Origin of the sequence: Devosia sp. WQ 349K1 (genome assembly GCF_016595685.1) — a bacterium.
Taxonomy (GTDB): Bacteria; Pseudomonadota; Alphaproteobacteria; order Rhizobiales; family Devosiaceae; genus Devosia.
In genome coordinates, this window is sequence record NZ_JAENGO010000002.1 from 31,851 (window position 1) to 50,002 (window position 18,152).

An 18,152-nucleotide genomic window follows, 5' to 3' on the forward strand; every position below is an offset into this window, starting at 1 on the left:
CAAGCACAAGCTGGAGCTAAGGATCGTCGATACAAGCAGGGTCGAGCGCAGGAAAAAGTAACGAGACAAAGGCAAAGATCTAGCTCACAACAATTCTTAAAAAATTTTTAACACCCACCTATAGGAGTTTTTCTTAACTGACTACCATTCATGATAAATTGCCTTTTACTTCCGCCCTCACGGCCCGCTTCCTCTTCCCCGCATCCGCGCTTTCCCTCCCCGCCACAAAACTGCTACAAACCGTGAACTGTCACCCTCCTGACATTTGCTGACGCCATACCCATCTATGGCTTCACATCCCCCAGTTTGTGCAAGAAGACCGTCCGCTATGGCTCCGAAATCTCCTCGCCCCGGTAAAGCTGAATTCTCCATCGATGAGTTTTTCGCCGAGATCGAAAAGGCCGAAGACATTGCCGCCAGCAAGCCGCTTTATGCCGAGCGCATGAAGAACAAGGTCCGCATGGACCGTGAGGCTTTGGCTGAGGCCGACAAAAAGGACGCTGCAGCTAAGGCCGCTGCCAAGGAAGCCGAAAAGGCCGAAAAAGCCGCCGCCAAAAAGCTTACTGCCCTAGAGAAGCGCCGCACCACCAAGGCCAGTCACGACACCGCTACCGGCATGTCGAAAAAGACGTCTAAGACGAAGATCAACGCCGTTGATCGTGTCGACTTCTCGGGGCTTGGGGAAGCCGCACAGGCGGGCTTTAATCACATGCCCGCCAACATGCCCGCGAATGAGGAAGCGACAGAAAATATCCGCGCTCAGCTCAACGCCTCGGTCAAAAAGAACAAGGCCCGCAACAACGAAGACGTCTCCAATGCGACCACCGTCGGCGTCACCGCCACGGTGAAGGCGCTGGAGCAGATCATTCTGCATGGCCGTAAAGAAGTGGAAGGCTCGGCCCCCTGGATGCCGCATCGGCCCGAGCGTCCGGCCAAACGCGGCGCCTCCCTGCCCTTCCGCCTCGACACCACCTATACGCCCTCCGGCGACCAGCCCACGGCGATTGCCGAACTGGTGGAAGGCATTGAGAACGGCGAAACCGATCAGGTTCTGCTCGGCGTCACCGGGTCGGGCAAAACCTTCACGGCTGCTCAGGTCATTGCCCGCACTCAGCGCCCCGCACTGATCCTTGCCCCCAACAAGACCTTGGCCGCCCAGCTCTATTCCGAGTTCAAAGGCTTCTTCCCGGACAACGCCGTCGAGTATTTCGTTTCCTACTACGACTACTACCAGCCGGAAGCCTACGTCCCGCGCACCGACACCTATATCGAAAAAGAGTCGACCATTAACGAGCAGATCGACCGCATGCGCCACTCGGCGACCCGCGCGATCCTCGAACGCGATGACGTGATCATCGTCGCGTCGGTCTCCTGCATCTATGGTATTGGCTCGGTGGAAGACTACACCGCCATGACCATCGACGTGCAGAAGGGCGAACAGATTGACCAGCGCCAGCTGCTCGCCAAGCTCGTCGCCCTTCAATACAAGCGTGGCGACACCGGCTTCGTCCGCGGCACGTTTCGCGTGCGCGGCGATACGGTCGAAATCTTCCCAGCCCACTATGAAGCTGCCGCCTGGCGCGTCTCCCTCTTCGGCAATGAGGTCGAGGCGATCACCGAGTTTGATCCCCTGACGGGCAAAAAATCTGCCGACCTGACCTTCATCCGCGTCTACGCCAATTCCCACCACGTCACCCCGCGCACGACGATGAACATGGCGATCAAGCAGATCAAAGCCGATCTCGCCGCGCGCCTGCAGGAGCTCAACGGCGCCGGCCGCTTCCTCGAAGCGCAACGCCTCGAACAGCGCTCGCTCTTCGATCTCGAAATGATGGAAGCCACTGGCTCCTGCGCAGGCATTGAAAACTATTCGCGCTACTTCTCCGGCCGCAAGCCGGGCGAGCCGCCACCGACCCTCTTCGAATACCTGCCCGATAATTCCCTTGTCTTCGTCGACGAAAGCCACGTCACCATCGGCCAGCTCGGCGCCATGTATCGCGGCGACTTGCGCCGCAAGGCGACCCTTGCCGAATACGGCTTCCGCCTGCCCTCCTGCATGGACAATCGCCCGCTCCGCTTCGAGGAGTGGAACGCCATGCGCCCGCAGTCGGTCTATGTTTCGGCCACCCCAGGCTCCTGGGAAATGGACCAGACCGGCGGCGTTTTCGCCGAACAGGTCATTCGCCCGACGGGCCTCATCGATCCCCCAGTGGAAATCCGTCCGGCGACCCATCAGGTAGACGATGTCATCGACGAAATCCGCAAAACCATCAAAACCGGCTACCGCACACTCTGTACGGTTCTCACCAAGAAGATGGCGGAAGACCTCACCGAGTACATGCACGAGCAGGGCATTCGCGTCCGCTATATGCACTCGGACGTCGACACCATCGAGCGCATTGAAATCATTCGCGATCTCCGTCTTGGTGCCTTTGACGTTCTGGTTGGCATCAACCTGCTCCGCGAAGGTCTCGACATTCCCGAATGCGGTCTCGTCGCCATTCTCGACGCCGATAAAGAAGGCTTCCTCCGCTCGGAAACCTCGCTGATCCAGACCATCGGCCGCGCCGCACGTAACGTCGACGGCCGCGTGGTTCTCTACGCGGATAAGGTGACGGGTTCGATGGAACGGGCCTTGGCCGAAACCAATCGTCGTCGCGAAAAGCAGGTCGCATACAACCTCGCCAACGGCATCACGCCGCAGTCGGTCAAGGCACGCATCAACGACATCACCGACAGCGTCGCCGACCGCGACCACGTCACGATCTCGATTGGCAAGACCAAGGACGGCAAGGAAAAGATCGTCACCGGCGACAACCTCGCGACGGTCATCAAAGACCTCGAAAAAGAAATGCGCGAAGCCGCCACCAACCTCGAATTCGAGAAGGCAGCAAGGCTCCGCGACGAAGTCAAACGCCTGCGTGAAATGGAACTGGACACGCTGGACGGCGAGATCAGCTGACGCCCTAACCCACCTTCGTCATTATCGGGCTCGTCCTGTGGTCGCCACCACTATCGCAACACCCCCGATGCAGTCCCTCCCCCTATCAGTGGGAGGCTAGGTGGGGGTACCAAGCACACGGCACATCACACTGAAGACACCTTCAGGGCTCTCGCAAACCTCAACATTGGTGAACCGCAGCACGGTGAAACCTTGGCGTTCGAGATAAACTGTCCGCGCCGCGTCGTGCGCAAGCTCCGCCTCGGTTGAGTGGCTATCGCCATCAATCTCAACAACCAGCATCATCCGCTTACAGCAGAAATCGACTACATATGGACCGATAGGTGCTTGGCGTCGCCAGTGTATGCCCTGCTCACGCCACGGATAAAGCAGCGCCCAAAACTTGCGTTCAGCGTCGGTCTGGTTGCGCCGTAAAGTTTGCGCAAACTTGATCTGGTCACGCATAGTCTCCCCCACCCAACCTCCCCCGCAAGCGAGGGAGGGGCGCTCCTGCGTTCGTCACGACAATCGCGACAATGACGGCGTATTCCCTCTGATCTCCCCACAGCTAAGAGTGCGGATAAATTACGCACCCAAAGTCGATCAGAATACGTCTGTCACCCCTCCCTTAAAACCTGAGCCATTTGCCGCGTCAGCGCGGCGATATCCGTCGGCCAGGTGGTGCTAAAAATCGCATTGAGCTGTTCCGTCACCCAATCAGGGCGATAGCGCAATTGATCATCGCTGAAGCGGACCACGCGATAGCCGCGCGCCGCGAGCCGGGCATTGCGCACACTGTCCTCGGCCCCGGCATTGGCGTCTCCATCGGAAGCACCGACAATGTCGAACACCACCTTGCCCCGCTTACACACCACGTCTGCCACAAATGGCCCGACCGTGCCCTGACGGCGAAAGTGCCAACCACTCACACGCCAAGGATACAGCAGCGCCCAGAAGCGCCGCTCGGCCATTGTTTGATAGCGCCTCACAACCTGTGCAGGCTTGCCCCCATCACTCATGTCGCCCCCCTGCAACATTGCCCCCCTACCCTCTGCCGTTTGCAAAGATCCGACAAGACAGATTTTTCCGGACAGGCAGCGCGGTATGCACACTGCCATCCCTGTGTGTGGGAACGACGTGCAACCGCTGGAGCACCGAACCGTTGGCCCCTCCTAACGAGGAGACAGAAATGGTCAAAGAACACCACGACAACGAGAAAACCCCTCAGGAAGTCGCTGATCGCATTTGGGAACTGGCAGGCAAGATCGACATCTGCATGTTCACCACTTGGGACGGGGAACGCCAGCGCTCGCGCCCGCTTTCCGCCCGCGTTAAACGCGAGGAAGATGCGATTTATTTCCTCGTCGATGTGAGCGGCGAGAAGAACCACCAGATCGAAAAATACCCGTTTGTGTCTTTGGCTTGGGCCGATAATGGCGGACATCGCTATGCGGTGATGTCCGGCAAAGCCTCGGTGAGCAATGATCGCGCCAAAATCACCGATCTGTGGAGCGATTGGGATAAGGCTTGGTGGGAAGATGCCAATGATCCAAGCATTCGCTTGATCACCGTATCGCCCGAAGATGGCGAGCTCTGGGATAGCCCCAATGCCGCTGTGGCGCTGGTCAAGATGGCGGCCGCTGCCGTCACCGGCAAAGCGCCAGACATGGGTGAAAACCAGAAGGTTGAACTCTAGCCACCTCAGATGCGTTGTTTGACCAGCAAAGGGGAAAGCCAATCTTTTCCCCGCCACAATCTGCGCGCAGAGACTGGTTTTTCTGCGCGCCAGACGGAGTTTGAGAGATGAAGCGGACCATTGTTGGTGTGGCAGCAGCCGTATTGGCGAGCGCCACTTTGATCGCCCCGACTTTCGCCCTGACCATTACCGCCCGCGTCTCGGGCGGCAATATCGCAGTCTACGATCAACCCCGCGAAGGCGCGCGGATCGTTGCGCGCCTGATGGATGGACAGGAAATACCGGTCGACGAATGCACCCAGAACGATAGCGATAGCTATTGGGGCTCATTTGGCGATGCCGGTCACCGACTGCGCGGCAAGTTTGCGCGTCAGTATTGTCACATTCCAGAGCTGGGTTGGGTCGACCGCAGCTGGATCGTCGGCAAGGGTCTCGTCAACGTGACACCCCCCGATTTCCACGGCGCCGGCTGGTAATTCCGCCCTCAAGTCTAGCCAACAAAAAACCCTCCCAGCCTAGGCTGAGAGGGTTTTAATTTGTCTGGCGCTAGGCTTAGAGCCAGCCCATCAATTCGCGGCGAACCATCGCTTCGATCATGTCCATGCCTTCATCCGAAGCATTCAGACATGGGATATAGGCATAGTTCTCGCCGCCCGCTTCAAGGAAGGTTTCCTTGCCGCCGATAGCGATCTCTTCGAGGGTCTCGATACAGTCCGCCGAAAAGGCTGGGGCCAGGATCGCGACCTTCTTGATGCCCTTCTTGGGCAGTTCTTCCAGTGTCGTGTCGGTGTAAGGCTGCAGCCATTCCGTCGGCCCAAATCGGCTCTGGAACGTCACCATCAGCTTCTCTTTTGACCAGCCGAGATATTCGCGCACCAGACGCGTCGTCTTGAAACACTGGCAGTGGTACGGGTCGCCGTTCTTGAGATATTCGACCGGCATGCCGTGATACGACGTGATCACAAGATCCGGCTCAAAATCGAGCTTGGCGACGCCATCGCGGATCGAGTTACCAAGGGTCTCGATATATTTTGGATCTTCAAAATACGCCGGAGCGGTGCGCACAGCTGGCTGCCAGCGCATGGTCTTGAGCGCGTCGAAAGCCTTGTCGTTTGCGGTCGCAGTCGTCGTTGCAGAATATTGCGGGTAGAGCGGCACCAGAAGGATCTTCTGGCAACCAGCGGCCTGCATCTTCTCCAGGACGGACTTGGTCGATGGATTGCCATAGCGCATGGCGTATTCAACCATAACGCCGTCGCCAACCATACGCTCGGCCAGCGCTTCGCTCTGGGCACGCGTGATCACGCGCAGAGGGCTCTCATTGCGCTTCTTGTCCCAAACCATATCATACGCATGCCCGGCCTTTTGCGGGCGGAAGCTGAGGATGACCAGGTTGAGGATCGGCCACCACTTCCACTTCGGCGTTTCGATAACGCGCGGATCGGACAAAAATTCCTTCAGATAACGTCGAACGCTCCAATAATCGGTAGCGTCGGGCGTCCCGAGGTTCAGCAACAGAACCCCAATCTTCTGCTGGGGAACGGTCGGGTGATCTTTGGGCAAAACTTGGGACATGAGAGCCAGTTTAGAAGGGTTCCACTTTTGGACGGAACATAAGGGTTTAATTCAACCTCGCAAGGCGGCGATGGGTCGCGCTTCGATCAAATACTCGCAACCAACAACAATATACCAAATACGAGCACAAAAACGGCCCCCAACAGTTCAGCCCACCACAGCAACGCCACAGCCAACCGACTGTCAGCGCCGCCGATCTTGCCAGCGAAACTCTTGGCCGTCACGGCCAAAGCAGCCAGCGTGCTCACTGTGATTGCCGTACCTGCTGCCATCAAGAGCACAGAAAAGATACCTGCCGCCAGCAAGCCCTGCGACAAGGCGAAAACCATCACCACCAAAGCACCAGAACAGGGGCGAAGTCCGACAGCCAAAACCACACTGAGTTTTTCTGTCCACGACGCGTTTAATTTCTGCGGGCCGACCGCGTGGTGCATGTGCTCTGAATGACTGTGGTCATTGTTGTGATGGTGATCGTGGGAATGACCATGGTCATGATGACCGTGACCATGCGCATGACCGTGATCATGTGCGTGCTCGTGGTGATGGGCATCTGAAGCGTCGTCCCAGCGGATTTTCTGCCTCGGCTCATGCGCGGCGCCGTGGCGATGGTGATGATGCCCCCAGCCAAACACTTTGCGCGCCACGAGCCACAGGCCAAGCAATGCCACCAGCCCGTAGGAAACAACGCCAACCCAATGAGCCGCATCGGACAAGGCCGTGCTCGTGAAATTCAGTATCCCTGCCAGCACCAAAACAAAGGCGATCGCGACCACTGCCTGCATCAGGGCCGAAATCGTGCTCAGAAAAATCCCTTGCCGCAGCTGCTGTTCGTTCGCCAGCATGTAAGACGAGATAACCACCTTGCCATGCCCCGGCCCCGCAGCGTGGAACACGCCGTAGAGGAAGCTCAGCCCCCCAAGAACCCAGAAAGCGGTCCAATCGGTGCGCATGCTGTCGAGCGCCGCAGTCATCGCGCCATAAAAATCGCGCTGGGTGTTCTGCAGCCAGCCGAAAAATCCTGTGCGCGGAAGATTAAGACCAACCTCGGCAGGCGGTCCGGCAAACGGAACCGTTGCGCGCGGCTCGGCCATCTGCTCAGTCGCATCCAGCGCCGTTTCAGGCACTGGGATTGCGCCGCCACTGCACGACACAATGGTTACGCCTTGAGTGCCTCGCATCGCTGCAGCCAAGTCTGGCGGCAGCTCCAGCACTTCCGGTCCCAGCGCATAAATCCGCTCTTCAATGTCCCGCGACATTGCCTTGGGCGGCTCCACCCGCGCTGTGCAACTCGCTGGCGCATTCGAGAGTGTGACGTCCGCCACCGAAGCCGTGGTGATGGCCACGTAATACTCAGGATCGTAGACGCCCAGCTCAAAATGGGGGCCCGGCACCTGCGGGCGAACGGCGGCCAACGTATAATCGAGCGTCACTCGATTATCCTCATAGCGCATGGCTTGGTCCCCTGCCGGAACCCACTCCATGCCCTCCCCTGCGACCGTGTAAAAACCGAACTCAGCGAGACCAATCATGTTCTCGTCGGCCAGCTCTTGCAGCTCAGCGCTGGTGGTCACCCCATCACCATCGGTGTCGAGGCCCTGCACCATCCACACGGAAAATGCGCTGTCGAATGTCCAGCTATGTTTGAGGGTGGCAATGCGCCCCGCCGCATCAAAACCGATGTCGACTTTGGCATCGATGAAGATATGCGGATGCGCCTGTGCCCCATGCGTTAGGCCAAACAAACCGAGTGCTGCACCAAACAGCGGGGCACGCCAATGTTTCAAGAGTTCGTCCTAGTGGATGGGGTGAACGGCGAACCAGTCCACCAGATGGTCGATCAAGGCGCGGACCTTGCCAGCAAGGTGTCGACGATGCGGATACACAGCCTGCAAAGTCTGCCCAGTGGGCAAAAACTCAGCCAACACCGGCACCAGCTCGCCAGTCGCACAACTTGGCTCTGCCAAATAAGAGGGCAATACGACAAAACCGAGACCAGCCTTGGCAGCACTCATCGCTGCCAAAGGAGAATTCACACGGACTGGGCCATTAACCGGGACTGATATGGTTTTACCGTCTTCGGTAAAGCGCCAGTTCGATTGCCCCTGCAGGTTGACGTCCACAATACAGGGCAGATGGCGCAAATCTTCTGGATGCTTCGGCACGCCATGGGCGGCGATAAACTCGGGAGCAGCGCCCACCACCACATGCATATCGGCAATCTTACGGGCGATCAGCGAGCTATCGGCCAAAGTCGAAATGCGCAGGGCAACGTCGATACCTTCGTCGATCAGATCGACATAACGATCCTCAAGGCGCAGATCGAGCTGCACTTTTGGGTGTTGTAGGAGGAAATCAAAAATCGCGGGCGCGAGTGTAGTCTCCCCGAAATTGCGGGGCGCTGAGACGCGCAACAACCCACGGGGTTCGGTCGTCTGTTCAGCAATCGTTGCGTCCAGATCATCCAGTTGCAACAGGAGGCTCGAGGCTTCGCGATAATAGGCCTCGCCCGCCTCTGTCAGACTCAGCTTGCGCGTCGTGCGGTTCATCAAACGAACCCCGAGGTAGTCCTCAAGATCGGTGACATACTTCGATAGCAACGCTTTGGACCGCCCATGCTGACGGGCTGCGGCAGAAAATCCACCCGCGTCGAACACTTGGACGAATGCACGTATGCGGGCAAGATCCTGCGTCATAGCAACCGTTCCATCCGTTTCCGGGTTAAAGCCCACGCATAGCTCATCCGCTGTGAGTGAACAATAAGACCCCTTGGTCGTCTGTAGATTAACGATAGAATGCAAGGTGCATCGACCAAAGAAGGAGTTCGGATTATTTTCCCCCTCATGTCCAAACCTTCTTCCCGTTCAACGCTGTATAAACTCATCGAGGCCGGTCAGCTCGCTCACAAGGCGCTGGTTGTCCCCCTCTATGAAAAAGGCCTCGAAGCGGGAGATGACGCCGTTCTGTTCGCTCTCGGCAAAAAAGGCTCCACTGAGACCAGTATTGCCAATGATTTTGGTATAACCACCGAGATGCTCCAGCCCCGCCTGCAGCGTCTGGTCGACCGCGATATTATCGCGCGCCAGGCTGTCGGGCCCCATTTAGAGCCTGGGATTGTGCTCACGGATCGCGGTCTTCGCCTCCGCAACAGTCTCGCGGATAATTGGGCTCAATTGGAAGAAGCGCTCATGGGTGAGCTCAAGCCAAAGCACCGCAAAAGGCTCGGCGACGCCCTCACCCGCTTTATCAATCTCCTGCGTCTCTAGCGGGCTTTTTGAACGCGAAAAACTTCCTAAACGCACCATTCAGCTTGGGTTCATCCGTAATGGTGTTTGTTGTGATCACAGGCTGCAAAGCCGCCGCAACACACAGGGAGTGTCAAATGACCTTCAAAAAGAAACTGCTCACAGCCGGTATGGCCGCACTGGCCATCTTCGCCACTGCCGGAGCTGCGTCGGCAGCCTCCGCAGTCGCAACCGCAAACGTCAACGTCCGCACCGGTCCCGGTACTGGCTATGGCGTGATCGGGACCCTCTTCCAGGGCGAACGCGTCAATGTCGATCAGTGCCGAGGCTCTTGGTGCTACATTGAACGTCGTGGCCGCGAAGGCTGGGTGTCCTCCAGCTATCTGAGCACTCGCTCAGGCTGGGACAATGGCTGGGATAACGGGTGGGAACGCCCACGTCCTCCGCGCCCGCCACAGTGGAACCCGGCACCACGCCCGCCACACTGGAATCCAGGCCCACCACCACGCCCACCCCATTGGAACCCACGTCCACCGCGTCCAGAACCGATCTACCCGATCAATCCCGGTGGTCCGAACGCAAGCTTCTGCTTTAACGGCCCGAATGGCTACTTCTGCGCCGGAAGCTAAGGTCAAATAACAAACGCCGCCCTCTGGGGCGGCGTTTTCATTACATCACTTGCAATCGATCCACATCGATCCCGCGCTTTTCGAGCGGCGCCTTGGCCGTACGACTGAGGTAAACACTCGTGCCATAGCCGACGAGCGCCCCCACCGCACCACTCGCCAAAAATGCTACCCAGCCTTCTTGGCTCCCAAGAGCCGCCGCAATTATCACGGTCACAAGACCAATCCCGGTCACCGCCAGATTGCGACGCTGCTCGGCAACTTTGAGGTTCGTTGCCCCCGCGTGCAGCAGGTCCCGCAACTCACTGTCGCTCATGGCCGCCAGCTCGGCGTTTTTCCGCTCACGACGAATGGTTTCGATATAGGCGTCCACACGCCGCAAGGTCAGCGCCTCACGCTTGGCATTGCGCTTATTGCGATTGAGATAGGTCCAGCCGCCGCCGACCACCAAAAGCACAATGGCGATTTCGATCAAAATCAGCATGTGGCTAGCCCTCCTAATTCAGAACACATGTAGAGCGTGAGCCCCAAGGTCAAGACCGCTTCATGCTCTCACGCGCCATCACCACCAGTCCGGCCCCCACAACGATGGCCGCGCCGACGAGGGTCAACGGATCAATGTGCTCGCCAAAAACGAAATATCCAATGCAGATCGCCCATGGGATCGCCAGATAATTGAACGGCTGAATGACACTCGCTGGAGCCAGCTTGAGCGCATAGGTCATCAGCCCGTGCCCGGCGATCGTCGTACCCATGATCGTCACGATAATGGCCAGATGCCACCATCCCATCGGCTGCCAGAAAAACACCCCGACGGCACTCGATAGCACCAAGCCAACCACCGCTGTGTAAAGCATAGAGGTCGACGCACTATCGACGCGCGTCACCTTGCGGGTGATGACGATATACACCGCATAGAGCGCGGCACTGGCCAAGAGGAACATCGTGCCCGTGCCGACCGGGACCATGCCCGGACGCACAATGATCAAAGTCCCAATCAACCCCGCTCCCACGGCAAAAAAGCGGAATGGACCAACTTTTTCACCCAAAACCGGGATCGCAATCAGCGTCACCAGCAGCGGGTATATGGATGCAATCGCCTGCGCTTCGGCAATACCAACGGAAACCAACCCGAACGCAAAGCACCAAATATCAGCGATGAGAAACACGCCGCGCGCAATCTGCCATTTCGGCGTTTTCGATTGGAAAGCTTTGCGCAGCGGCGCCTGCCGCGACACCAGCCACAGCGCAAACAAGGCAAAGCCCCAGTAGCGCATCATGGCCACTTGGAAGGGCGAATAGTCCTGCACCATCAGCTTGAAGAGCGCGTCTTGAACCCCGAAAACCAAAACGCAGAAGATCGTCAGGAAGATGCCGCGCCCGATCTGATCGGTGCGCGAAAAGTCTGCAGAAATGGTCATAGTCTGTACGCTCAAGAAAAAGCGTTCTGCCCCGGTCTACCGCAGAACGCTAAACATCATTATCTCAAGCAAGTGACGCAGACCACAGACGAAACCAACTGCCACACGTTGACACACCTGCTCACTATGCACCTGATGCGTTGAACTGAATCGCCGATCCGACCTATTGTGCCGTTGATGTCAAACACACCCGCTGCTTCGCTCTCGCAAAATCCCGTCGCTCTGGTCACCGGTGCCAATGATCGCATTGGCGCGTGTCTGGCCAAGACGCTCGCCGCGTCAGGCTATGCCGTCATCGTGCATTACCGCTCTGATCCGGAGGGAGCCAATCGCGTTAAGTCGGAGATTGTCGCCGCCGGCGGTCGTGCCGAAGTCCTGCAGGCCAATCTCGCCGATCGCGCTCAGCGCAGCCAGGTGATCGCCAAGGCAGGCGAACCCTTTGGCCCGTTGACCCTGCTCATCAACAACGCATCGATTTTCGAGCGCGATAGTATTTTCGATGTGTCCGAAGAGCTTTGGGACAAGCATTTCGCCATCCACGCCGAAGTGCCGGTCTTTCTCTCGCGCGACTTTGCCGCCCAGCTGCCCGCAGGGGCATCGGGCAATATCATCAACATTCTCGATGAGCGCGTACTCCACCCGACCCCGGGCTATTTCAGCTATTACCTTTCCAAAGCTGTTCTCTGGACCGCAACCCAGACCATGGCGCAAAGCTTGGCTCCCGCTATCCGCGTCAACGCCATTGGCCCCGGTCCCGTCCTCCCCAATGCCCGCCAGACGCAAGCGGAGTTCGAAGAATCGCTCTTGCGCCTTCCCCTTCACACCAGTGCTGGCCCCCAAGAAATCGCTGAGGGCGTGCTCGCGATCCTCTCGATGCGCTCCTATACCGGTCAAATGCTGGCTCTCGATGGCGGCGAACACTTAAGCTACTTGCCCGAAAGTGGGCTCACGCGACGCAAATGAGCACCGACCAGACACCTCAGGCGGGCCCGGAAGTCATCAAGGCTTTCGTGCGGACGCTGCCTTCTGCACCCGGCGTCTATCGCATGCTCGATGCCGAAGGCGCTGTCATGTATGTGGGCAAAGCGCGCTCGCTAAAGTCGCGCGTCACCAATTACACGCGGCCTGAGGCCCTGCCCGTTCGTCTGCAGCGCATGATCGCCGCGACCGTCAGCATGGAGTTCGTCCGAACCGAAACCGAGTCTGAGGCCCTTCTGCTTGAAGCCAATATGGTCAAGCGCCTGCGCCCTCGGTACAACGTGCTGCTGCGCGACGACAAGAGCTTCCCCTACATCATGATCGCCACCGATCATGAAGCGCCCGAGCTGACCAAACACCGCGGGGCCAGACGACGGAAGGGGCACTACTTTGGCCCCTTTGCCTCGGCCAGCGCTGTTAACCGCACCATAGCCAGCCTCCAGCGCGCCTTTTTGCTGCGCAATTGCTCTGACAGTTTTTACGCCGGGCGCACACGTCCGTGCCTGCAGTACCAAATCAAGCGCTGCGCCGGTCCCTGCACCCGTGAGATTAGCCTTGAGGGCTATGCCGGTCTCGTTGAAGACGCGCGCCTCTTTCTCACCGGCAAGTCACGCGCCGTGCAGGACCACTTGCAAAAAGACATGGCACAAGCTGCCGAAGACCTCGATTTTGAGCGTGCCGCCGTCATCCGCGACCGCTTATCGGCCTTGGCGCTGATCCAGTCGCAGGGCGACTCAACCGCCCAATCGGTTGAAGAAGCTGACGTCTTTGCCATCCACCATGAAGGTGGTCAGTTCTGCGTGCAGGTGTTCTTCTTCCGCGCCTTCCAAAACTGGGGCAATTATCCCTACCGCCCCAAGGCGGACATCACCCTCACGGACGAGGAAGTCTTGGAAAGCTTCCTCATCCAGTTCTACGAGGACCGCCCGCCGCCGCGACTGATCCTGCTCAGCCACAATTTGGCCGAGACAGAACTGCTCGAAGAAGCTCTCGCCACGCGTGCGGGCCGCAAGGTTCGTATCGAAGTACCTCAACGCGGTGAGAAAAAAGATCTCGTCAATCACGCCCTGCAAAACGCCAAGGAAGCCCTCAGCCGCCAACTCGCCGAGGGTGCCTCAAATCGCAGCCTGCTCGAAGGCGTGGCCGAAGCCTTTGGTCTTGAACGCGTTCCCCGCCGCATCGAAACCTATGACAACTCCCATATTTCGGGCACCAATCAGGTCGGCGCTATGGTCGTTGCAGGTGAAGATGGCTTTTCCAAAAAGCACTATCGCACCTTCAACATCAAATCCGACATCGCGCCGGGCGACGACTTCGGCATGATGCGCGAAGTGCTCACCCGTCGCTTCTCTCGTCTCGCCGCTGAAAGCGAAACGGACGCTGAGGACGATGCCACCGGCATGCCAGATTGGCCCGATGTGGTCTTCATCGACGGTGGTGCGGGCCAGCTGAACGCCGTCAAGGAAGTGATCGCTACGCTCAACCTGCCCAAGGAAGTGACCTTTATTGGCATCGCCAAGGGTGAAGACCGCGACGCTGGACGCGAAAAATTCCACATGGAAGGCCGCGAGGCTTTCATGCTGCCCCACCGCGATCCGGTCCTCTACTATGTGCAGCGTATCCGCGACGAGGCTCACCGCTTCGCCATCGGGACTCACCGCGCCAAGCGCAAGAAAGATCAGATCAAAAATCCGCTCGACGAAATCGACCGCATTGGTCCCACCCGCAAGCGTGCCTTGCTCAATCATTTCGGCTCAGCCAAGGCAGTTTCCCGGGCATCGCTTGCAGATTTACAAGCCGTGCCAACGATTTCCGCAGCCATCGCCCAGCTGGTTTACGACCATTTCAACCAAGCCTAGGCCTTATACCAAAGCCGTAATCCGGCGCGGCGTTTAGGACTCGACAAACCCGCCGCGCCTCATCTACAAATTGTGCCATGATCAACGCAGCAACCTTTTACTGGTACTTTAGCTATCCGCTCCCGGCGGAGGCTATCGCGCGCGCATCCTGATCAGACAAAATCAGTAAGCAAATCGCAAGCCAGCCGCCCGAACCCGAGGCGGCTTTTTTCTTGGCCGCCTTGATACAAAATCAAGAGACGCCAAATGCTTAAATCGACAGACGACCTTCGCATCACCAATATCCAGCCGCTAACCACGCCAATCGAGGTTATGCGCCAGCATCCGCGCACCGACGCGGCGACGCGCACGGTTCTCGCGGCCCGTCACGACTTCCACAACATCCTGACCGGTCAAGACGACCGTTTGGCTGTTGTTGTTGGCCCCTGCTCGATCCATGATCCGAAGGCCGCGATCGAATACGCAAAGCTGCTCGCTCCTCTGCGTGAAAAGCTCGGCGATCGTCTCGAAATCATCATGCGTGTCTATTTCGAAAAGCCGCGTACCACTGTGGGCTGGAAGGGTCTCATCAACGATCCAGACCTCGACGGTAGCTTCAACATCAATCAGGGCCTGCACACCGCCCGCGCGCTGCTTCTCGAAGTAAACAACCTCGGCCTGCCTGCCGCTTGCGAATTCCTCGACATGACCACCCCGCAATACATTGCGGACCTGGTGTCCTGGGCTGCAATCGGTGCACGCACCACAGAAAGCCAGATCCACCGCGAACTGTCGTCCGGCCTCTCCTGCCCCGTCGGCTTCAAGAACGGCACCGATGGCAACGTCAAGATCGCCCTCGATGCAGTTCTCTCCGCCTCCCAGCCACACCATTTCCTGGCCGTGACGAAGGATGGCCGTTCCGCCATCGCAGCAACTGCTGGCAACGAAGACTGCCACATCATTCTACGCGGCGGCAAAACCACCAATTACGATGCTGACAGCGTCAACGCTGCCGCAGAGCTGGCCAAGAAGAACGGCGTCAACCCGGCGATCATGATCGACGCGAGCCACGCCAACTCCTCCAAAAAGCCGGAAAACCAGCCACTGGTTCTCGGCGAGATCGGCACGCAGGTCGCCTCCGGTGACAAGCGCATCATCGGTGTGATGATCGAGTCCAACCTCGTCGCCGGTCGTCAGGATTTGGTTGAAGGTCAGGACCTCGTCTACGGCCAGTCGATCACCGACGGCTGCATTGATTGGGCAACCACCGTCACCACCCTCGAAGCTCTGGCCGAATCCGTCACCCAGCGCCGCGCCCTCAACTCCCAAGCCGTGGCATAAGCGCCTCGTAGAGGCCCCCACCTACCCCTCTTTCTTACCTCTCCCCTTGGGGGAGAGGTCGGCCGCAGGCCGGGTGAGGGGGCCTTCCCCATGAGCCCCGCCCCACCCAAAAAACGCGATCCCATCCCTCCCCCTACCAGGGGGAGGCTAGGTGGGGGTGGCGCAACAGCCCCCACCTCCCCCACATCCCAGTGCCCAAACGCACCTCTCCCCTTGACCCCTGACGCCGAACCCTGTTCTCTCGCGCCATGGCACAGAACCCGCTCTTCCTCGTCCCCAACATCATCACCATTGCCCGCATTCTGGCGATCATTCCCATTGTTGCGCTGGTGATGAGCGGCGACCCGACGCTCCGCTGGGTGGCCCTTGTCCTTTATGTCGTTGCCGCCGCCAGCGATTGGCTGGACGGCTATCTGGCCCGCGCGTGGAACCAGTATTCCGACCTTGGCCGTATGCTCGACCCCATTGCCGACAAGCTCTTGGTCAATATCCTCATTGCAGCTCTGGCATGGGACGGCAGCCTCAGCGGCCTCGACATGATCCCGGCAATTGCCATCATCTTCCGCGAAACCTTCATTCCGGGTCTGCGCGAGTTCTTGGGCAATACCGCGGTCGTTCTGCCCGTCAGCCAGCTCGCCAAGTGGAAAACCACAATACAGCTCGTCGCCCTCGCGGCCATTCTGCTCGCAGGCAACATCCCGCAAGCTGAAATCGTCGCCAGCCTTCTCCTCTGGGCCGCAGGCGTCATCACGCTCATCACCGGCTGGAATTATCTGCGCGCCTCCTGGCCGCATCTATCCGGCATCGGCAAAAAATGAAAATTCTCTACTTTGCTTGGCTGCGCGAGCGCCTCAATCGCGCCAGCGATGAGGTGTCTCCGCCTGCAGAGGTGGTGACTCTCAACGATCTCATCGCTTGGCTCCGCGCCAATGACGAAGTGCTCGACCACGCCATGCAAAACACCAAAATTTTCAAACTCGCCCGCGATGCCAAAATAGCGGCTTGGGATACGCCCATCGGCGATGCCAAAGAAATCGCCATCCTCCCGCCCATGACAGGCGGCTAGCGCCATGATCCGCGTCACCACCGAAGCCTTCGATCAAGGCGCCGAAGCCAATGCCTTCATTGGTCGCCACACTGAGGCGGGCGCACTCGTCACCTTCACCGGCCTAGTTCGCTCTCTGCCCTCAGACCCGATCTCGGCCCTGATCCTAGAGTGCTACGAGGAACTGGCCCTCAACCAACTCACCGCCATTCGTGACGCAGCGATCACCCGCTTTGCTCTCACCGACGCGGCAATCATCCATCGCTACGGACGCTTGGTTCCGGGCGAACCCATCATGATGGTCATGACGCTTGCGCCACATCGCCAAGCCGCATTTGATGGCGCGCAATTTTTGATGGACTACCTCAAAACCGACGCGCCCTTTTGGAAACAGGAAGAAACCGCGTCGGGCCTGCGCTGGGTCGACGCCAAATCAACCGACGACACCGCGCGCGATCGCTGGCAGAGCTAAAGCCCCCTTCGCCCCAAACAAAAACGCCCACCTTGCGGCGGGCGTTTTCAATTTCATTCAGCGCTACTTATTCAGCAGCAGCAGCCTTAGCCGGGTGGCTAGCAGCAGTGTAGAGCTCGATCAGCTCACGGCAGCCATTGCCTGGGGTAAAGCGATATTCGCCAACTTCCGAAACCGGGGTCACTTCTGCAGCCGTACCGGTGAGGAAGCACTCGTCAAACTCAGCCAGTTCTTCCGGCTGCATATGACGTTCGGTGACAGTGTAACCTGCGTCCTTGGCGAGCTGGATAACGGTCTGACGGGTAATGCCGTTCAGAATGCAATCCGGTGTCGGGGTGACGATGTTCTTGCCCTTGATGAAGAACACGTTCGCGCCGGTCGCTTCAGCGACATAACCGCGATAGTCCAGCATCAGCGCGTCAGCATAACCATTGGCCATGGCCGCATCCTTCGAGAGGGTGCAGATCATGTAGAGGCCAGCGGCCTTAGCCGTGTGCGGAATGGTTGCCGGATCAGGACGGCGCCACTTCGACCACTCAAGGCGAATGCCCTTGAGCTTTTCTTCGGTCGAGAAATAGCTCGGCCAAACCCAAGCAGCGATTGCGACGTGAACCTTGTTGTTGCGCGCTGGAACCGAAAGTTCCTCAGAGCCGCGCCAAACAACAGGACGCAGATAAGCGTCGGTCAGGCCGTTCTTGTCCAGAACGAGGCGCTTAGCTGCTTCAATTTCTTCTGCCGAGTATGGCAGCTGCATGTCGAGCGTTGCAGCCGAACGGATAAGACGCTCAGTATGCTCTGCAGACTTGAAGATTTCGCCTCCGTAGCAACGCTCGCCTTCAAACACCGAGCTCGCGTAATGAAGCCCGTGCGTCAGCACGTGAATCTTTGCGTCCTTCCAAGGCTTGAGTTCGCCGTCAAACCAGATCCAGCCTTCGCGCTGGTCCATTGGCACGCCTGCCATAGTTCCTACTCCGCAG

The 18,152-nt window shown here is 58.5% G+C and carries 18 protein-coding genes and 1 pseudogene; 11 read left to right on the forward strand and 8 right to left on the reverse strand.

Features of this window, described 5'->3' with window-relative positions:
- Positions 1 to 460: 460 nt before the first annotated feature.
- Positions 461 to 2,935 (forward strand): annotated as a pseudogene (uvrB, locus tag JHL21_RS05355) (excinuclease ABC subunit UvrB); the annotation flags it as partial.
- Positions 2,936 to 3,058: 123 nt separating this feature from the next.
- Here uvrB and JHL21_RS05360 read toward each other — a convergent pair.
- A complete protein-coding gene (locus JHL21_RS05360) occupies positions 3,059 to 3,406 on the reverse strand; it encodes an endonuclease domain-containing protein (RefSeq protein ID WP_200212355.1) in 348 nt (115 codons plus the stop codon).
- Positions 3,407 to 3,558: 152 nt separating this feature from the next.
- A complete protein-coding gene (locus tag JHL21_RS05365) occupies positions 3,559 to 3,960 on the reverse strand; it encodes an endonuclease domain-containing protein (protein ID WP_200212357.1) in 402 nt (133 codons plus the stop codon).
- A 170-nt stretch (positions 3,961 to 4,130) separates the two neighbouring features.
- On the opposite strand from JHL21_RS05365, the gene JHL21_RS05370 reads away from it, so the two are divergent.
- Positions 4,131 to 4,637 (forward strand): pyridoxamine 5'-phosphate oxidase family protein, encoded by a 507-nt coding sequence (locus tag JHL21_RS05370; RefSeq protein WP_169195630.1) that lies wholly within the window; start codon positions 4,131 to 4,133, stop codon positions 4,635 to 4,637.
- Between the two features lie 107 nt (positions 4,638 to 4,744).
- Positions 4,745 to 5,113, forward strand: coding sequence for a hypothetical protein (locus tag JHL21_RS05375; protein ID WP_169195631.1), 369 nt, complete (start codon positions 4,745 to 4,747; stop codon positions 5,111 to 5,113).
- A 76-nt stretch (positions 5,114 to 5,189) separates the two neighbouring features.
- Here the strand turns inward: JHL21_RS05375 and hemH are convergent, their stop codons facing one another.
- The 3 genes from hemH to JHL21_RS05390 form a co-directional block, all read right to left on the reverse strand.
- Positions 5,190 to 6,212 carry a ferrochelatase gene (gene hemH, locus JHL21_RS05380; RefSeq protein ID WP_200212359.1) on the reverse strand — a complete coding sequence of 341 codons (1,023 nt, stop codon included), beginning with the start codon at positions 6,210 to 6,212 and terminating at the stop codon, positions 5,190 to 5,192.
- A gap of 86 nt (positions 6,213 to 6,298) precedes the next feature.
- On the reverse strand, positions 6,299 to 7,996 hold the full coding sequence (locus tag JHL21_RS05385; protein ID WP_200212361.1) for a DUF1007 family protein: 1,698 nt from the start codon (positions 7,994 to 7,996) through the stop codon (positions 6,299 to 6,301).
- 9 nt (positions 7,997 to 8,005) lie between these two features.
- On the reverse strand, positions 8,006 to 8,905 hold the full coding sequence (locus JHL21_RS05390) for a LysR family transcriptional regulator (RefSeq protein WP_169195634.1): 900 nt from the start codon (positions 8,903 to 8,905) through the stop codon (positions 8,006 to 8,008).
- A 147-nt stretch (positions 8,906 to 9,052) separates the two neighbouring features.
- On the opposite strand from JHL21_RS05390, the gene JHL21_RS05395 reads away from it, so the two are divergent.
- Together JHL21_RS05395 and JHL21_RS05400 are read left to right on the forward strand one after the other, a co-directional pair.
- Entirely contained in the window at positions 9,053 to 9,475 is a 423-nt protein-coding gene (locus JHL21_RS05395) for a hypothetical protein (RefSeq protein WP_182394176.1), read from the forward strand.
- 116 nt (positions 9,476 to 9,591) lie between these two features.
- Positions 9,592 to 10,083, forward strand: a complete 492-nt coding sequence (locus JHL21_RS05400; RefSeq protein ID WP_169195636.1) for an SH3 domain-containing protein — start codon at positions 9,592 to 9,594, stop codon at positions 10,081 to 10,083.
- Positions 10,084 to 10,123: 40 nt separating this feature from the next.
- Here JHL21_RS05400 and JHL21_RS05405 read toward each other — a convergent pair whose 3' ends face one another.
- Together JHL21_RS05405 and JHL21_RS05410 are read right to left on the reverse strand one after the other, a co-directional pair.
- A complete protein-coding gene (locus JHL21_RS05405; protein WP_169195637.1) occupies positions 10,124 to 10,564 on the reverse strand; it encodes a hypothetical protein in 441 nt (146 codons plus the stop codon).
- Between the two features lie 49 nt (positions 10,565 to 10,613).
- A complete protein-coding gene (locus tag JHL21_RS05410; protein WP_169195638.1) occupies positions 10,614 to 11,501 on the reverse strand; it encodes a DMT family transporter in 888 nt (295 codons plus the stop codon).
- A gap of 177 nt (positions 11,502 to 11,678) precedes the next feature.
- Between JHL21_RS05410 and JHL21_RS05415 the strand changes: the two genes are divergently transcribed.
- The 6 genes from JHL21_RS05415 to JHL21_RS05440 all read left to right on the forward strand — a co-directional run bounded on the left by JHL21_RS05415 (position 11,679) and on the right by JHL21_RS05440 (position 17,175).
- Complete coding sequence (locus JHL21_RS05415; RefSeq protein ID WP_200212363.1) at positions 11,679 to 12,464, forward strand: SDR family oxidoreductase; 786 nt, start codon at positions 11,679 to 11,681, stop codon at positions 12,462 to 12,464.
- Positions 12,461 to 14,338, forward strand: coding sequence for an excinuclease ABC subunit UvrC (gene uvrC, locus JHL21_RS05420; protein WP_200212365.1), 1,878 nt, complete (start codon positions 12,461 to 12,463; stop codon positions 14,336 to 14,338). The genes JHL21_RS05415 and uvrC overlap by 4 nt, the downstream gene beginning before the upstream one ends.
- A gap of 246 nt (positions 14,339 to 14,584) precedes the next feature.
- On the forward strand, positions 14,585 to 15,658 hold the full coding sequence (locus JHL21_RS05425; RefSeq protein WP_199532326.1) for a 3-deoxy-7-phosphoheptulonate synthase: 1,074 nt from the start codon (positions 14,585 to 14,587) through the stop codon (positions 15,656 to 15,658).
- A gap of 248 nt (positions 15,659 to 15,906) precedes the next feature.
- Positions 15,907 to 16,476: a CDP-diacylglycerol--glycerol-3-phosphate 3-phosphatidyltransferase gene (gene pgsA, locus JHL21_RS05430; protein WP_200212367.1), complete on the forward strand. Its 570-nt coding sequence runs from the start codon at positions 15,907 to 15,909 to the stop codon at positions 16,474 to 16,476.
- Positions 16,473 to 16,724, forward strand: a complete 252-nt coding sequence (locus JHL21_RS05435; RefSeq protein WP_169195643.1) for a MoaD/ThiS family protein — start codon at positions 16,473 to 16,475, stop codon at positions 16,722 to 16,724. Before pgsA ends, JHL21_RS05435 begins: the two co-directional genes overlap by 4 nt.
- 4 nt (positions 16,725 to 16,728) lie before the next feature.
- Positions 16,729 to 17,175, forward strand: a complete 447-nt coding sequence (locus tag JHL21_RS05440) for a molybdenum cofactor biosynthesis protein MoaE (RefSeq protein ID WP_200212369.1) — start codon at positions 16,729 to 16,731, stop codon at positions 17,173 to 17,175.
- 67 nt (positions 17,176 to 17,242) lie between these two features.
- Here JHL21_RS05440 and JHL21_RS05445 read toward each other — a convergent pair whose 3' ends face one another.
- Entirely contained in the window at positions 17,243 to 18,136 is an 894-nt protein-coding gene (locus JHL21_RS05445; RefSeq protein WP_169195645.1) for a branched-chain amino acid aminotransferase, read from the reverse strand.
- Positions 18,137 to 18,152: the final 16 nt, after the last annotated feature.

Excerpts from the sequence above, each read along its gene's own strand:
- JHL21_RS05395 (WP_182394176.1), top strand. The coding sequence starts at position 9,053 with ATGTCCAAACCTTCTTCCCGTTCAACGCTGTATAAACTCATCGAGGCC.
- JHL21_RS05440 (WP_200212369.1), top strand. The coding sequence starts at position 16,729 with ATGATCCGCGTCACCACCGAAGCCTTCGATCAAGGCGCCGAAGCCAAT.
- JHL21_RS05445 (WP_169195645.1), bottom strand. The coding sequence starts at position 18,136 with ATGGCAGGCGTGCCAATGGACCAGCGCGAAGGCTGGATCTGGTTTGAC.
- JHL21_RS05360 (WP_200212355.1), bottom strand. The coding sequence starts at position 3,406 with ATGCGTGACCAGATCAAGTTTGCGCAAACTTTACGGCGCAACCAGACC.
- hemH (WP_200212359.1), bottom strand. The coding sequence starts at position 6,212 with ATGTCCCAAGTTTTGCCCAAAGATCACCCGACCGTTCCCCAGCAGAAG.
- JHL21_RS05405 (WP_169195637.1), bottom strand. The coding sequence starts at position 10,564 with ATGCTGATTTTGATCGAAATCGCCATTGTGCTTTTGGTGGTCGGCGGC.
- JHL21_RS05425 (WP_199532326.1), top strand. The coding sequence starts at position 14,585 with ATGCTTAAATCGACAGACGACCTTCGCATCACCAATATCCAGCCGCTA.
- JHL21_RS05410 (WP_169195638.1), bottom strand. The coding sequence starts at position 11,501 with ATGACCATTTCTGCAGACTTTTCGCGCACCGATCAGATCGGGCGCGGC.
- pgsA (WP_200212367.1), top strand. The coding sequence starts at position 15,907 with ATGGCACAGAACCCGCTCTTCCTCGTCCCCAACATCATCACCATTGCC.
- JHL21_RS05365 (WP_200212357.1), bottom strand. The coding sequence starts at position 3,960 with ATGAGTGATGGGGGCAAGCCTGCACAGGTTGTGAGGCGCTATCAAACA.
- uvrC (WP_200212365.1), top strand. The coding sequence starts at position 12,461 with ATGAGCACCGACCAGACACCTCAGGCGGGCCCGGAAGTCATCAAGGCT.
- JHL21_RS05400 (WP_169195636.1), top strand. The coding sequence starts at position 9,592 with ATGACCTTCAAAAAGAAACTGCTCACAGCCGGTATGGCCGCACTGGCC.
- JHL21_RS05370 (WP_169195630.1), top strand. The coding sequence starts at position 4,131 with ATGGTCAAAGAACACCACGACAACGAGAAAACCCCTCAGGAAGTCGCT.
- JHL21_RS05375 (WP_169195631.1), top strand. The coding sequence starts at position 4,745 with ATGAAGCGGACCATTGTTGGTGTGGCAGCAGCCGTATTGGCGAGCGCC.
- JHL21_RS05415 (WP_200212363.1), top strand. The coding sequence starts at position 11,679 with ATGTCAAACACACCCGCTGCTTCGCTCTCGCAAAATCCCGTCGCTCTG.
- JHL21_RS05390 (WP_169195634.1), bottom strand. The coding sequence starts at position 8,905 with ATGACGCAGGATCTTGCCCGCATACGTGCATTCGTCCAAGTGTTCGAC.
- JHL21_RS05435 (WP_169195643.1), top strand. The coding sequence starts at position 16,473 with ATGAAAATTCTCTACTTTGCTTGGCTGCGCGAGCGCCTCAATCGCGCC.